Source organism: Geodermatophilus sp. SYSU D01105, assembly GCF_054050095.1.
Genome location: NZ_JBJGYR010000010.1, coordinates 16,570 through 30,103, shown reverse-complemented (window position 1 = coordinate 30,103; position 13,534 = coordinate 16,570). Strand labels below are relative to the sequence as shown.

General features: G+C 74.0%; 13 protein-coding genes. 6 read left to right on the top strand and 7 right to left on the bottom strand.

The window, feature by feature from the left end:
• Positions 1 to 5: 5 nt before the first annotated feature.
• Positions 6 to 1,247, bottom strand: coding sequence for an epoxide hydrolase family protein (locus ACI79I_RS11300; RefSeq protein WP_456992434.1), 1,242 nt, complete (start codon positions 1,245 to 1,247; stop codon positions 6 to 8).
• Between the two features lie 178 nt (positions 1,248 to 1,425).
• Here ACI79I_RS11300 and ACI79I_RS11295 point away from each other — a divergent pair, with 178 nt between their 5' ends.
• On the top strand, positions 1,426 to 1,578 hold the full coding sequence (locus ACI79I_RS11295; RefSeq protein WP_456992433.1) for a hypothetical protein: 153 nt from the start codon (positions 1,426 to 1,428) through the stop codon (positions 1,576 to 1,578).
• 27 nt (positions 1,579 to 1,605) lie between these two features.
• Here ACI79I_RS11295 and ACI79I_RS11290 read toward each other — a convergent pair whose 3' ends face one another.
• Both ACI79I_RS11290 and ACI79I_RS11285 read right to left on the bottom strand, forming a co-directional pair.
• Entirely contained in the window at positions 1,606 to 3,072 is a 1,467-nt protein-coding gene (locus ACI79I_RS11290; protein ID WP_456992432.1) for an MDR family MFS transporter, read from the bottom strand.
• 130 nt (positions 3,073 to 3,202) lie between these two features.
• Positions 3,203 to 3,709, bottom strand: coding sequence for a single-stranded DNA-binding protein (locus ACI79I_RS11285; RefSeq protein WP_456992431.1), 507 nt, complete (start codon positions 3,707 to 3,709; stop codon positions 3,203 to 3,205).
• Positions 3,710 to 3,940: 231 nt separating this feature from the next.
• On the opposite strand from ACI79I_RS11285, the gene recD2 reads away from it, so the two are divergent.
• Positions 3,941 to 6,181, top strand: a complete 2,241-nt coding sequence (gene recD2, locus ACI79I_RS11280) for an SF1B family DNA helicase RecD2 (protein ID WP_456992430.1) — start codon at positions 3,941 to 3,943, stop codon at positions 6,179 to 6,181.
• A gap of 538 nt (positions 6,182 to 6,719) precedes the next feature.
• Here the strand turns inward: recD2 and ACI79I_RS11275 are convergent.
• Complete coding sequence (locus tag ACI79I_RS11275) at positions 6,720 to 7,328, bottom strand: dihydrofolate reductase family protein (RefSeq protein ID WP_456992429.1); 609 nt, start codon at positions 7,326 to 7,328, stop codon at positions 6,720 to 6,722.
• A 1,085-nt stretch (positions 7,329 to 8,413) separates the two neighbouring features.
• Between ACI79I_RS11275 and ACI79I_RS11270 the strand changes: the two genes are divergently transcribed.
• The 4 genes from ACI79I_RS11270 to ACI79I_RS11255 all read left to right on the top strand — a co-directional run bounded on the left by ACI79I_RS11270 (position 8,414) and on the right by ACI79I_RS11255 (position 12,283).
• A complete protein-coding gene (locus tag ACI79I_RS11270; protein WP_456992428.1) occupies positions 8,414 to 9,865 on the top strand; it encodes a hypothetical protein in 1,452 nt (483 codons plus the stop codon).
• A 67-nt stretch (positions 9,866 to 9,932) separates the two neighbouring features.
• Entirely contained in the window at positions 9,933 to 10,982 is a 1,050-nt protein-coding gene (locus ACI79I_RS11265; RefSeq protein WP_456992427.1) for a PD-(D/E)XK nuclease family protein, read from the top strand.
• Between the two features lie 123 nt (positions 10,983 to 11,105).
• Complete coding sequence (locus ACI79I_RS11260) at positions 11,106 to 11,528, top strand: hypothetical protein (RefSeq protein ID WP_456992426.1); 423 nt, start codon at positions 11,106 to 11,108, stop codon at positions 11,526 to 11,528.
• Positions 11,529 to 11,752: 224 nt separating this feature from the next.
• Positions 11,753 to 12,283, top strand: coding sequence for a DUF6624 domain-containing protein (locus ACI79I_RS11255; protein ID WP_456992425.1), 531 nt, complete (start codon positions 11,753 to 11,755; stop codon positions 12,281 to 12,283).
• Positions 12,284 to 12,330: 47 nt separating this feature from the next.
• On the opposite strand, the gene ACI79I_RS11250 is transcribed toward ACI79I_RS11255, so the two are convergent.
• The 3 genes from ACI79I_RS11250 to ACI79I_RS11240 are packed head-to-tail and all read right to left on the bottom strand — an operon-like array spanning position 12,331 to position 13,534.
• Positions 12,331 to 12,789 (bottom strand): hypothetical protein, encoded by a 459-nt coding sequence (locus ACI79I_RS11250; RefSeq protein WP_456992424.1) that lies wholly within the window; start codon positions 12,787 to 12,789, stop codon positions 12,331 to 12,333.
• Entirely contained in the window at positions 12,786 to 13,178 is a 393-nt protein-coding gene (locus tag ACI79I_RS11245) for an alpha/beta fold hydrolase (protein WP_456992423.1), read from the bottom strand. Before ACI79I_RS11245 ends, ACI79I_RS11250 begins: the two co-directional genes overlap by 4 nt.
• A complete protein-coding gene (locus tag ACI79I_RS11240; RefSeq protein WP_456992422.1) occupies positions 13,175 to 13,534 on the bottom strand; it encodes a carboxymuconolactone decarboxylase family protein in 360 nt (119 codons plus the stop codon). The genes ACI79I_RS11245 and ACI79I_RS11240 overlap by 4 nt, the downstream gene beginning before the upstream one ends.

The window sequence follows — 13,534 nt, the reverse complement described above, 5'->3', positions numbered from 1 at the left end:
GCCGGTCAGCGGCGGGGTCCGGGGACGTGGGGGCCGCGCAGCGACCGGAAGCCCGCGCGGAGCTCCTCGGCGAAGAGCTGCGGTTGTTCCCACGCCGCGAAGTGCCCGCCCCGGTCGAGCCGGTTGTAGTGGACCAGTCCGGGATAGGCCCGTTCGGTCCAGCTGCGCGGAGCCTGGTACTGCTCGCCGGGGAAGACGCTGACCGCGACCGGGAGGGTGACGCCCTTGGCGTCGAAGAAGCCGCCCCTGTACTCCCAGTACAGGCGGGACGCCGAGACCCCGGTGCGGGTCAGCCAGTAGAGCGTGACGTTGTCGAGGACCTCGTCCCGGGTCAGCTCGCCGGTGTCGCTCGTCGTCCGGTCGAGCGCGGCGGCGATCGCCGCGGCCGGCTGGCCGTCGGCGTCGTTGTGGTCCAGCAGCCACGCGGCGAGCCCCACCGGGGAGTCCGCGATGCCGTACAGGGTCTGCGGCCGCGCCGCCATGTACCGGGCGTACTCGACCTGCCCGAACGTCCTGACCAGCTGCTGGTAGGCGAGCCGTTCCTCGGCCGAGAGACCAGGAGGCGGCGGGTCGCCTGCCAGGGCGGCGGCGTTGACGTCGGCGGGCACGGTGGCGGGCATGTTGGTGTGGATCCCGAGCAGTCCCGGCGGTGCCTGCAGCCCCATCTGGTCGACGACGAACGCGCCCCAGTCACCGCCCTGGGCGACGTAACGCGTGTAGCCCAGGCGCTGCATCAGTTCCGCCCAGGCCCGGGCCATGCGCTCGGGGCCCCAGCCGGTCGTGGCCGGCTTGCCGGAGAACCCGTAGCCGGGCATGGAGGGGATGACCAGGTGGAAGGCGTCGGCCGCGCTCCCTCCGTGGGCGGTGGGGTCCACCAGGGGGTCGATGATCTTGAGCTGTTCGATCACCGAGCCCGGCCAGCCGTGGTTGACGACCAGCGGCAGGGCGTCCTCGTGGCGGGAGCGGACGTGCAGGAAGTGGATGTCCAGCCCGTCGATCTCGGTGGTGAACTGCGGCAGGGCGTTGAGCCTCTCCTGGCAGGGTCGCCAGTCGTAGTCGGTGGCCCAGTACCGGGCGAGCTGCTGCATCGCCGCGAGCGGCACGCCCTGCGACGAGTCGGGCACCGTCTCCCGCTCGGGCCACACCGTCGCGGCGATGCGCCTGCGCAGGTCGGTGAGGGCCTCGTCGGGGACGTCCACCCGGAACAGCCGGATGGCGTTGCTGGTCTCGCGTGCGACTGCGGTCATGGCCGGGGCCTGCCCCTCTGGGCGTTCGGCGGGGACGGCGCGGACCGGAGGGGCCGATGAGCGGCGGGCGCCGGCTCCCGGGGCACGGTCGGCGCGTCACGGACGGGAGCCACCCTGGTCCCGTCGCCCCGGCCGGTGTCAGGGCCGAACGGCCCCGTCCGGCATGTCGGGACGCCGGGTGAGCGCTCGCCGCCTGCTCGACGGCGAGGCGCCGGCAGACGACGGCGAGGCGCTGGTGGACGACGGTCCAGCCGGCGGTCCCCGTGCCAGCGTGGACGGCATGACCGTGGAACGGCGGGTCCTCCTGCGGTTCGCCCTGCCCGCCGGCTGAGCTGATGGGGGTCGCGCCGGGACCCGGTCAGCCGGCCGTGACCTCGGGAGCCTCCTCCACCGACGTCTGCCCCCGGCTCCGGTCGCGCGGCATGAGGACCACGGCGGCGAACATCGCGACGGCCAGCATCGTCGTCCCCAGGAAGACCGAGTGCACCGCGGTGGTCAGCGCCCCCGGGGCGACCCCGCTGCCGTCCACCCCCGACCCGCCGAGGGTCGCGTTGACGACGGCGCCGAAGACGGCGACGCCGACTGCGCTGCCTGCGGAGCGGAAGAACATGTTGGCGCCGGTGACCACCCCCCGCTGCTCCCACCGGACCGCCGACTGCGCGGCGATGAGGGTCGGCGCCGCGGTGAAGCCCATGCCCAGGCCCAGCACGAACGAGGTGGCGCCGACCTGGAGCACACTCGAGGACTCGTCGAGCAGGAGCAGCAGCGCTGAGCCGAGGACGACGACGGCGGCGCCGATGAGGGCCGTGGACCGGATGCCGATCCGGAGGTAGACCCGCCCGGACAGCGACGCGGAGATCGGCCAGCCGAAGGTGAGCGCGGCCAGCGCGAATCCGGCCACCAGCGGGCCGGCGCCCAGCACGTCCTGCACGAACGTCGGGACGTACGAGGTCAGCCCGAGCAGGACGGCGCCGACGCAGGCCGCGACGAGGTTGGTCGCGACGAGCAGGCGGTTGCGGAGGAGCTGCAACGGGACGACGGGGTCGGCCGCGCGGCGCTCGACCAGGACGAACGCGCCCACCAGGAGGACGCCGCCACCGAGGACGACGATGCTCTGCGGGGACCGCCAGGCCCAGGCCTGGCCGCCCTCGAGCAGGCCGAGGATCAGCATCGTCAGGCCGATGGTGAGCGTCGCCGCCCCGGCGTAGTCGATCCGCGGACGCTGCCGATCGACCCGCTCGTGGAACCGGAGGGCGATCGCCGCCGCGGCGACCAGGCAGAGCGGGATGTTGACCAGGAAGATCCAGCGCCAGCTGACGTACTGGGAGAAGAGCCCGCCCAGCGTCGGGCCCACCACCGAGGACAGCGCCCAGACGCTGGCGATGTAGCCCTGCACCTTCGCGCGTTCCTGCAGCGAGTAGAGGTCCCCGACGATCGTCATCGACATCGGCTGTACCGCGCCGGCGCCCAGGCCCTGCACGGCGCGGAAGGCGATGAGTGCGCCCATGCTCGACGCGACGCCGCAGAGGACGGAGCCGACCAGGAACAGCCCGATGCCGACGAGCATCACCGGCTTGCGCCCGAAGACGTCGGCCAGCTTGCCGTAGACCGGGACGGTCACCGCCTGCGTCAGCAGGTAGACGGAGAACAGCCAGGGGAACTCGGCGAACCCGCCGAGGCTCGCCACGATCGACGGGACCGCGGTGGCGATGATGGTCGCGTCGATGGCCACCAGGGCCGTGGACAACATGACCCCGACGAGGACCGGACCACGCTCGGACCGGAAGCCGACACCCGAGGACGCAGCGGTCTGCTCCACACTCACTGGACCGAGGTTAGGACCGGCCGGACGACCGGGCGGGCGGGGAGCGGTGCGGTCCTGCCCGCGCGCTCGGCGGTGGGCGTGCCGACGGCACCCCGCCCCGCACGGGAGGGGTGCCGCACGGTGCCGGAGCTCAGAACGGCGGCTCCTCGCTGGGGCCGCCGACCGGCGCCGCCCAGGGGTCGGGGGAGCCGCCCCGCCCCGTCCCGGCGCGACCGTCAGCGGGGCCGTTGCCCGCGCCGGGGCCGTTGCCGCCGTCGGGACCGCCCGCGGACCGGGAGACCTTGGCGACCGTCGCCGTCGCGTAGCGCAGCGACGGGCCGATCTCGTCGACCTCCAGTTCGACGACGGTGCGCTTCTCGCCCTCCTTGGTCTCGAAGGACCGCTGCTTGAGGCGTCCCTGGGCCATGACCCGCGAGCCCCGGGTGAGCGACTCCGCCACGTGCTCGGCCATCTGCCGCCAGCAGCTGCAGCGCAGGAAGAGCGCCTCGCCGTCCTTCCACTCCTGCGTCTGGCGGTCCAGCGTGCGCGGGGTGGAGGCGATGGTGAAGTCGGCGACCGCCGCCCCTGAGGGCGTCCAGCGCAGTTCGGGGTCGCTGGTCAGGTTGCCGATGATGGTGAGAACAGTGTCGCCGGCCATGATCCGGTCCTCCGTGTCGTGTCGGTGCATCGCTCGGGTGAGCGCGTCCGGAGGCTACGAGGACCCACTGACGATCCCGGGTCCCGTCGCCCGGGAGGCGTCGAGGATCGCTGTTCCGACGCTCGCTCCCGGCCGGCCGCGGGCTCCCACCGGGAGGAGCGGACCGCGGAGTGTCCCCGGGCGGTGGAACCATCGGTCGCCGGAGCGGGTGTGTCAGCGAGGGGATGGCCGGTGGGGGAGGCGCGGACCGGGGCGGTCCTGGAGGCGACGCTGGAGCGGATCACGTTCGCCAACGCCCAGACCGGCTACACCGTGGCCCGGGTCGACACCGGCCGCGGCGGCGACCTGGTCACCGTCGTGGGGTCGCTGCTGGGCGCGCAGCCGGGGGAGACGCTGCGGCTGCGGGGGCGGTGGGGCTCGCACGCCCAGTACGGCCGGCAGTTCCAGGTCGAGGACTACAGCACCGTGCTGCCGGCCACGGTGCAGGGCATCCGCCGGTACCTGGGCTCCGGGCTGGTCAAGGGGATCGGCCCGCGGTTGGCCGAGCGGATCGTGGACCACTTCGGGACCGACGCCCTGCGGGTGATCGAGGAGGAGCCGGGGCGGCTGGCCGAGGTGCCCAGCCTCGGGCCCAAGCGGACGCGGCTGATCACCGAGGCCTGGGAGGAGCAGCGGGCCATCAAGGAGGTGATGGTCTTCCTGCAGGGCGTGGGCGTGTCCACCTCGCTGGCCGTGCGCATCTACCGGCAGTACGGCGATGCCTCGATCGGCGTGGTCCGCACCCAGCCCTACCGCCTGGCCGCCGAGGTCTGGGGCATCGGGTTCCGGACCGCCGACACGATCGCCGCCGCGGTGGGCATCCCGCACGACAGCCTCGAGCGGGTCGAGGCGGGGCTGCAGTTCCTGCTCTCCGAGGCCACCGGGCAGGGGCACTGCTTCCTGCCCGAGGCCGACCTGGTCGCCCGGGCGGTCGAGATCCTGCAGGTGCCGGCCGGCCTGGTGGGCCACGGTCTGGCCCTGCTGGTCGCCGAGGAGGGGGTGATCCGCGAGGAGTTCCCCGCTGGGGACGGCGACCCCCCGACGGTGGCGTACTACCTCGTCCCCTTCCACCGCGCCGAGGTCTCCCTGGCCGGGGGGCTCAAGCGGCTGGCCGCCGCGGACGAGGACCGGATGCCGGCCTTCGCCAGGGTGGACTGGGACGCGGCGCTGGCCTGGCTGCACCGGCGCACCGGCGCGGACCTGGCGCCCGGGCAGCAGGAGGCGGTGCGCCTGGCGCTGACCGAGAAGGTCGCCGTCCTCACCGGTGGACCCGGCTGCGGGAAGAGCTTCACCGTGCGCTCGATCGTCACCCTCGCGGCGGCCAAGGGCGCGAGGGTCGTGCTGGCGGCGCCGACCGGCCGGGCGGCGAAGCGGCTGACCGAGCTGACCGGGGTCGAGGCGGTGACCGTGCACCGGCTGCTGGAGCTGCGCCCGGGCGGGGACGCCGCCTTCGACCGCGACCGGCCGCTGCAGGCCGACCTGGTCGTCGTCGACGAGTCCTCGATGCTGGACCTGCTGCTGGCCAACAAGCTGGTGCGGGCCGTTCCGCCGGGCGCGCACCTGCTGCTGGTCGGCGACGTCGACCAGCTGCCCTCCGTCGGCGCCGGTGAGGTGCTGCGCGACCTGCTCGCCGACGGCACCCCGATCCCGCACGTGCGCCTGACCCAGGTGTTCCGGCAGGCGACGCGGTCGGGGGTGGTGACCAACGCCCACCGGATCAACGCCGGCAGCCCGCCCCAGGTCCGTGGCCTCGACGACTTCTTCCTGTTCACCACCGACGACGCCGAGGAGGCCGCCCGGCTCACCGTGGACGTCGTGACGCGACGGATCCCCGCCCGCTTCGGCCTCGACCCGCGGCGCGACGTCCAGGTGCTGACCCCGGTGCACCGCGGGCCGGCCGGCGCCGCGGCGCTCAACGAGTTGTTGCAGGAGGCGCTCACCCCGGCCCGGGCCGACCGGGCGGAGAAGCGCTTCGGCGGGCGGGTGTTCCGCGTCGGGGACAAGGTCACCCAGATCCGCAACGACTACGACAAGGGCGCGAACGGGGTCTTCAACGGCACGCAGGGCGTCGTGACCGCCATCGACGCCGTCCAGCAGACCCTCACGGTCCTCACGGACGAGGACGAGGCGATCGACTACGACTTCGGCGAGCTGGACGAGCTGGTGCACGCCTACGCCGTCACCGTCCACCGCTCACAGGGGAGCGAGTACCCGTGCGTGGTCATCCCCCTGACCACCAGCGCCTGGATGATGCTGCAGCGCAACCTGCTCTACACCGCCGTCACCCGGGCCAAGCAACTGGTCGTGCTCGTCGGCTCGACCCGGGCGCTCGGACAGGCCGTGCGGGCCACCGGCTCCGGCCGCCGGCACACCGCCCTGGCCTCCCGCCTCCGCGGCGGACGGCGCACCGTCTCGGTCCCTGCACCGAGCTGACCCGCCCTCGACGCGAGGCGGCCAGGTGTCCGTGGCGTCCCGTCCAGGGAGAGCCGCCGGCTCGTTGCCCGCGGTGCTGCGTGGCTCGCTCAGGAGCTGTGGGCGGCCAGCGAGGTCGTGGCGGCGAACAGCACCAGGCTCCCAGCGCCGAGGAGCAGTGCACCCAGCCGGACCGCTCGCGCCCGGACACGGCGTGCGCTGTGGTGACGCTGCAGCTGTGGGTGTTCGTGCACTGGGTCATGACACCGGAGCTCGCGCCGGAGCGCTGCCGAGGGTGAGCACGACGGTGAGCGAGACGAGGAGCGGCGCCCGCGGGGTCCGTGGGCGGTCGGGAGCCGGACGCTGGGGCTCGTTCATCGGTACGAACGGATGCGCAGCTGCTCGTCTCCGTCCTGGGACATGGACGTCACCCTGCACGACCGGTGCCACGCGCCGCACGGACGCGCCGGACCGTGTCCCATCTGCCGTGTCCTGAGCCGACACGGGTCCTGTCCCGTAGCGGCCCACCCAAGGACGGTCCCGGAGGGACGGGGCGACGTCACGCAGGGGCGCCGCCGAGCGGCGGGTGGTCGAGCACGCGGGGCTTGTACTCGACCAGCTGGATGCGGCCGTCGAAGGTGCGGTGCTCGATCATCTCGAGGGCGACGTCCGGGTAGCCGTCGTAGATGCGTTCTTCGCCCGTGGCCCCGGTGATCACCGGGAAGATCCCGACCCGGAAGCGGTCGACGAGTCCGGCTTCCAGCAGGGACCGGCACAGGCTGAGGCTGCCGATCGTGCTGAGGAGCCCGGAGCCGTTCTCCTTCATGGCGCGGACCGCCTCGACGGCGTCGTCGCGGACGAGCGTGCAGTTGGCCCACGTCAGTGGCTCCTCGAGTGAGGAGGAGAACACCACCTTGGACGCTCGCGTGAGCTCGTCGACGGACGCCTCCTCTTCGGGCCTGAACTCGTCTTGGCCATCCGGGACCTCGCCGGCGGCGAAGCCCGACATCAGGCGGTAGGTGTTCGCTCCCATCAGGTAGGTGACCTCGGGCTGCTCGCCGAGCCATGCGAGGTACTCCGGGCCCTCGAGGCCCCAGAACCCGGGCCATCCCTCTGCTGATGCGTAGCCGTCGAGGGAGGTGATGAAATCCACGAGGAGCTCCGACATGGTGGCGTCCTTTCCTCGGCTGTCACGAGCTCGGACCGTCCGGGAGCCGCGAACTCATCGGCCGCGCTGTGGGGTGATCAGGAAGCCCGAGACGCTGCAACGTCCCGGGTTCCAGCAGGTGTGTCTCGACATGGAGCAGGAGAGGGTCCGCATCGGCGACGACGAGACCCTGGTGTCGTGGCACCCTCCTGATCGGCCGCCGGATGGTCAGCGTGACGGCGCGGAAGGCATGTGCGTCACCGACAGCGGCGAGGTCATCGTCGTCAGTCGCGACGGGCAGTGCTGGGAGTTGCCCGCCGGTCGACCTGAGACTGGGCCGGAGCTCCGGTCGCCCGAGCGGCCCACTCAGGGGACATCAGGAGGGGTGAACCGACCGCCACGCGGCAGGGACGTCCCGAGCACGGCCACACGGTGCCGGCCATGCCTCACGTCCCGAAGCGATGGCATCGCCCTGCACTCGTCGCCTGGGGACTCCTCTCGGGATCCGTCGGCGGTCCGTTGATGCTGTCCAACGGCGTCCGCGCCGTTCGTCGCGGAACCACGCTGAGCACGATCGGCGGATGGTTCATGGTCGTTGGCGGCGTGCTCATGGTGGTGGGTGGTGGCCTGACACTCCTCGTACTGCTCCGGAGGGGACCTTCGGCCTGACGGCAGATGTCCCTGAGGCCGTCGTCGCAGACGTGGTCGTGATGCGCAGGATCCGCAGGACATGGCCTGGTCGCTGGGTGGCTCGGGACGACGAGCCGCCACGTCGAGTCGCGCGGTCAGAAGTGTGGCGGATCGACCCGGGACCGGACCGGGTGTGACGGGTCTCGGGCACCTGAGCAGGGCGTTCAGCTGCCGGTGCCGGGCTCCGGGGATGGCGGGCGCCGGTGGCTCCTCGGGCCCGCGAGCGACAGGGCCCTCCCGAGGGGCGCGGCCCGCGGATTACGCCGACAGCGAACGGGCGACACGCCGCCCAGCGCGCCTGACCTGGGATTTCGTCGTCGACGCCGCGATGTGCTTGCGCGATCGCCGGGGAGATGTGTCAGCACTCGTTCCTAGCGTTCGGGTCGACATCTTCCCCGTGTCACAAGGAGCTCACCATGGCCCTCCCCGGCCTCAAGACCCGTCAGCCCACCGGCCGCGTCCCGTGGCCGTGCATCCTCCTCGAGGGCGAGGAGAAGGCGGGCAAGAGCTGGGCGCTGGCCCAGTTCAGCACCAGCGACAAGATCGGCGCGCTCTACTGGATCGACCTCAACGAGGGTGCCGGCGACGAGTACGGCGCCATCCCCGGCGCGAACTACGAGATCATCCAGCACGACGGCTCCTACGCCGCGGTGCTGGCCGCCGTCCAGGCGGTCAAGGCCGAGGCCCGTCGGGCCGCCGACGCCGGCGAGCCGCCGGTGGTCCTCGGCATCGACACCGGCTCGGCGATCTGGGACGGCCTGAAGGACTGGGCCAGCGACCGCGCGGCGAAGTCGGCCCGCAACCGCGAACTGCTCAAGCGCGACCCCAACGCCGAGGTCACCATCAGCCAGAACCTGTGGAACGACGCCGGCTCCCGCTGGCGCAAGCTGCAGACCGAGCTGCTCACCTTCCCCGGCATCGTCGTCGTGACCGCCCGGGGCAAGGAGGTCACCGAGGTCGACGCCAACGGACGTCCGATCGAGGGGCAGAAGACCTGGTCGGTGCAGACCCACCGGGAGTTCCCGTACGCGGCGAGCGTCTGGATGCGGCTGCGCCGCGGCCGGCGGCCCCTGCTCGTCGGCGCGCGCAGCGTGCACATCGGGATCAAGCCCAACACCGACCCGGCCAAGGAGGTCACCGACCCGGCCGCGACCGGCCGGCTGCTGGAGTGGCTGGTCTTCGACGCGCTCAAGTGCGACCCGGGCACCGCGCACGTGCGTGACCTCGTCTCGTTCCACGGCGGCGGGCTGCTCGACCACGAGCGGACCGAGGAGGCCCCGGCCGGCCGCGCGGGCGCGCGTGCCGGCGGTCGGGGCGAGCCGGACGTCGCCGACCTGGTCGCGCGGATCGGCGACGCCGCGGACGACGACGACCTGCGCGAGGTCTGGGCCGAGGCCAACCGCGCCGGGCTGCTCCAGGTCGACGTGCCGACCCCCGGCGGCTCCTACACCGTCGGCGAGCTGATCCAGGCCCGGCACGAGGAGTTCCTCGAGGCGTCGATGAAGGCCCACCCCGCCGGGCGCCGCAAGGCCCCGGCCGGTGCGGAGACGCCCGCCGCCGTGGTCGAGGCCGCACGCGCCGCCGCGGCGGCCTCCCGCCCGGACGCGGGGCAGGAGGCCCAGCCGGCGACGAACCCGCTGCTGGAGGCCTCGCCGACCCCGGACGACCCGCGGGAGCGCCGGCTCAACGCCGCCCGCCGGGGCGTGCTGGCCAGCCTGGAGACGCTGGGCGTCACCGGCGAGGAGATCGGCGCCCGGTTCGGCCGGCCCGTCGAGCAGGTGGCGACCAAGCGGCTGACCGCGCTGGTCCGCGAGGTGATCGCGACCCAGCGGGCCGGCCGCACCGGTCAGCAGGAGATCGTCGCGTGAGCACCGCCGCTGGAGCGGGGCCGGTCCGCCGGCCCCGCTCCGCCGGGACCGACCCGAGGAGGACGCGGTGACCGCCGTCCTGCCCGCCCGTCCCAGCGCCGCCGAGCGACGCGCCGCCCCGAGCCTGACCGCCGCGGTCCGCGACCTGGACAGCAGACGGGCCCGCTCCCGCCAGCGCATGATCGGCGCCTCCGAGCTGGGCGAGTGCCGCCGCCGGGCGGCCTACCGGATCGCCCGCCGCCGTCCGACCAACACCCGTACCGGGCTGCAGGCCTTCATCGGCACCGAGCTGCACCGCGGGGTGCTGCGCGCGCTGCGCCGCCAGTACGGCGGGCTGACCGAGGTCCGCCTGCAGGGCGAGCAGGTCAAGGGCCGCTGCGACTGGTGGCACGCCCCGGTCGTCGAGGACCTCAAGACGACGTCCCGGTTCGGGTTCGAGCGGATCCTCACCCGTGGGGTCCCCGTGCGGCACTGGTTCCAGGTCGCCGTCTACGCGTGGCTGCTGCGCACCGGGCAGACCGCCGACCGCCGGCTGCCGGCCGGCACCGGGCAGGACGTCGACGGACTGCGCATCCGCTACCTGTCGCGCGACTCCGGTGAGGACGTCGTCTTCGAGGCCGACCACGACCCGTCGCTGACCGCCGAGGCGATCATGTGGCTCACCGACGTCTACGCCACCGTCGAGGACGACGGGGCCGACGCCGTTCCCCGCGACGGGTTCGGGCCCGGAGTGGACGCCATGTGCGACTGGTGTCCGTTCCTCGACCTGTGCTGGGGCCCGCCCGTGGACCCGGAGACCGAGGGGGAGGTCTCCCGCCAGTCCCGGCTGACGGTCACCGACGAGGACTACGTCGAGGCCGTGCGGGACTACGACTCCTGGCGGACGGCCGAGAACGAGGCCAGGCGCCACAAGGAGTACGCGCGGGAACGGCTGCGGGGCCGGTCCGGGCCGGCGGGCGACCTGCACTGCGAGTGGTCCGGTGGTGGCCTGCGCACGCAGGTGGACAAGGACGCCGCGGTCGAGCGGCTGGTCGAGCTCGGTGAGGTCGTGCCCACCCGGCGGATCCGCAACGCGCAGGCGATCCGGGTGACGAAGAACGTGGCGCCCCGGGACTGACCCCGCGGCCGGGTCCGGTCGTGCTGCCGCCGCGGGGCCGCCGACCCGCGACGGCGGCCTTGCCGTCGGATCGAACTGGTGTTCGAATCGAGGCGACCGACCCCCACTCCCAGGAGGCCTGCCATGGCGACCGTCTCCCCGTCCGCCGCCCACCCGTTCCGCCGCGCCCCCGGCGAGGTCGCCTGGCGCTGCGCGTGCGGGATGAGCCGGAACGCCGCCGTGCACCGGAGCGCGGCGCCCCCCGTGCGGCCCGCACCGCCGGCCCCGATCGCCGCGGTGACCGTGCCGACGTCCCACCTGCCCGCGGGCGAACCGGTCCTGACCACGGAGGTGGTCGGCACCGACTTCGGCCTCCCGCTGGTGCGGCCGGCCAAGGCCCGGGGAGGCGGCCGGGTCCGCGTCGTGCGCTCGCACTGCAGGGCGCACGGGGGAGTGGTCGTGTGGTTCACCGACGGGACCAAGACCCCGCCGCTCCACGGGCGCACGGTGTGGATCGTCGCGGAGCCCGACGCGGATGCCCACGAGCCCACCCGGGTGCCGGCGTGAGCCGGGTGAACCTGCAGTCCTCCCGGCTCCGGGCTGGCACCGGGGTCCACCCCGGCGGCGGAGCCCCGACCGAGGTCCCGGTCGTCGGTGGGCGGAGCGGTGCGGCGATGGCCCACTCCGCCCGCCGCTGACCCGTTCCGGGACGACGTCCCCGCGGACTCCCGGGCGGCGTCCTGGCAGGGTGGCGGGTGGTGCCCGGTGCGCGGGCGGGCGAGGGGAGCAGCGTGGCCAGCGACCTGGCGAGGGAACTCGTCGCCATGATGGCGGAGCAGGAGGACCTGCTGCAGCGGACGGGCGCCGGTTCTCCCGGTCCGCTCCCGCCCGAGGTGCGCCGACAGCAGCGCGAGGTCTTCGTCCGCCACGCGGACCGCCTGCTGGACCTGCTCTCCGGGGGCTCGTGGCCGACCGCCGCGCGCGTGGGGGAACCGGCCGCGCACGCCGCCTGGCTCATCGCCCAGCACGCCGACACGCACGTCCACCTGCAGCGGCTCGCGGTGCGGTTGCTGCGCCGGGCGGTGGAGGTCGGGGAGGCGAGCAGGCGGGACCTCGCCTTCCTCGAGGACCGGCTGGCCGTCAACGAGGGCCGGCTCCAGGTCTACGGGACCCAGATCGCCGACGTCGTGGACGGCGAGCCCGTCCCGTGGCCGTGCGTGGACCCCGAGCGCCTCGACGAGCGCCGCGCCCAGGTCGGCATCGAGCCGTTCGCGGTCAACGCCGCCCGGTTCCGGCCACCTCCCCGGACCTCCGACGGCTGACCGGGTGCAGCCGGGAGCGCCGTCCCGACCGGCGTCCGCCGGGGGGCTCAGCCGGCGAGGCCGGTGAGGACGTCGACGATCCCCGCGGGGTGGATCTGGAACCGGAGGTGGCTGCTGGCCAGCGAGTGCACGTCGAAGGGCCGGGAGGGGAGCAGCGCGTCGGCCTCGGCGATGAAGCGGTCCTGCAGGGCGAGGGGCAGGGCGCGGTCCTCGGTCAGGCGCACGTAGCTGCGGGGGATCGACCCCCACGTGGCCGGATCGGCACGCGTGGCGACCTCGTCCACGACCAGCGCCTCGTCGGCTTCTCGGAGGTGGAGGTGGGCGAGCAGTTCCTGCCTCGTGCCGTCGGCCAGCAGCGCGGCCTGGAGGAGGTCGAGGTGGCCGGGATCGGACGTGCGCCAGTTCAGCCGGATCGCGCCGATCGCCGCCGGGTCGCCGACGGCGAGGACGCCGGCGCCGGTCAGGAGGCTCGTCGCGTTCTCCGGGCCGGCGGAGTACTCGCTCACCGTCGCCGAGACCGGGCACCACGCGGAGACGTGACCAGGCGGTCGACCAGCTCGGGCACCGCGTTCCGCACCGCCGTCACGGTGAGGCCGCCGCGGCTGGCACCGACGAGGACGACGGGGCCGTGCTCCCGGACGCGCCGCACGACCTCGACGACGGCAGCGACGTCCTGGGCGGTGCTGATGCCGGACATCCCACTGGGCGCGCGGGCGAGCACGTCGAGGTCCTGGGCGCCGAGGTAGCCGGCCGGGATGGTGGCGCCGAACCCGTGACCGGGCAGGTCGACGGCGACCGCGCGGTGCCCGCGCAGGGCCAGCTCGCGGGCGGTCGGCCCCCACACCGCGGCGTTGCAGAAGGCGCCGTGGACGAGGACGAACGTGGTCGGACTCATCCCCCCGCAGGATCCGCCTCGTCCGCGAACTCCCGGAAGGCCGCGAAGGCACGCGGGCCGTACACGGTGCCCGGTCCGCCGTTCATCGCGATGGCCACGCCGAGCGCCTCGGCGACCTCGGACTCGGTCGCGCCGGTGCGCACGGCTCCCCGCGCGTGGGACGCGATGCAGCCGTCGCACTCCTTGCTGACCGCGATGGCGAGCGCGATCAGCTCCTTGGTCTTCTGGTCGAGTGCACCCGCGGCGTATGCGGCGGCGTGCATCCGGCGGTACCCGTCATAGACCTCGGGGATGGCGCGGCGCAGCTCGCGAGCCGGTTCGCGGAGCTCCTGCTGGACGGCGTGGCCGTGACCCAT

What these genes read in the sequence shown, in the direction of transcription:
- ACI79I_RS11300 (WP_456992434.1), bottom strand. Translation starts at nt 1,247, where the DNA reads ATGACCGCAGTCGCACGCGAGACCAGCAACGCCATCCGGCTGTTCCGG.
- ACI79I_RS11285 (WP_456992431.1), bottom strand. Translation starts at nt 3,709, where the DNA reads ATGGCCGGCGACACTGTTCTCACCATCATCGGCAACCTGACCAGCGAC.
- ACI79I_RS11275 (WP_456992429.1), bottom strand. Translation starts at nt 7,328, where the DNA reads ATGTCGGAGCTCCTCGTGGATTTCATCACCTCCCTCGACGGCTACGCA.
- ACI79I_RS11270 (WP_456992428.1), top strand. Translation starts at nt 8,414, where the DNA reads ATGGCCCTCCCCGGCCTCAAGACCCGTCAGCCCACCGGCCGCGTCCCG.
- ACI79I_RS11260 (WP_456992426.1), top strand. Translation starts at nt 11,106, where the DNA reads ATGGCGACCGTCTCCCCGTCCGCCGCCCACCCGTTCCGCCGCGCCCCC.
- ACI79I_RS11245 (WP_456992423.1), bottom strand. Translation starts at nt 13,178, where the DNA reads ATGAGTCCGACCACGTTCGTCCTCGTCCACGGCGCCTTCTGCAACGCC.
- ACI79I_RS11240 (WP_456992422.1), bottom strand. Translation starts at nt 13,534, where the DNA reads ATGGGTCACGGCCACGCCGTCCAGCAGGAGCTCCGCGAACCGGCTCGC.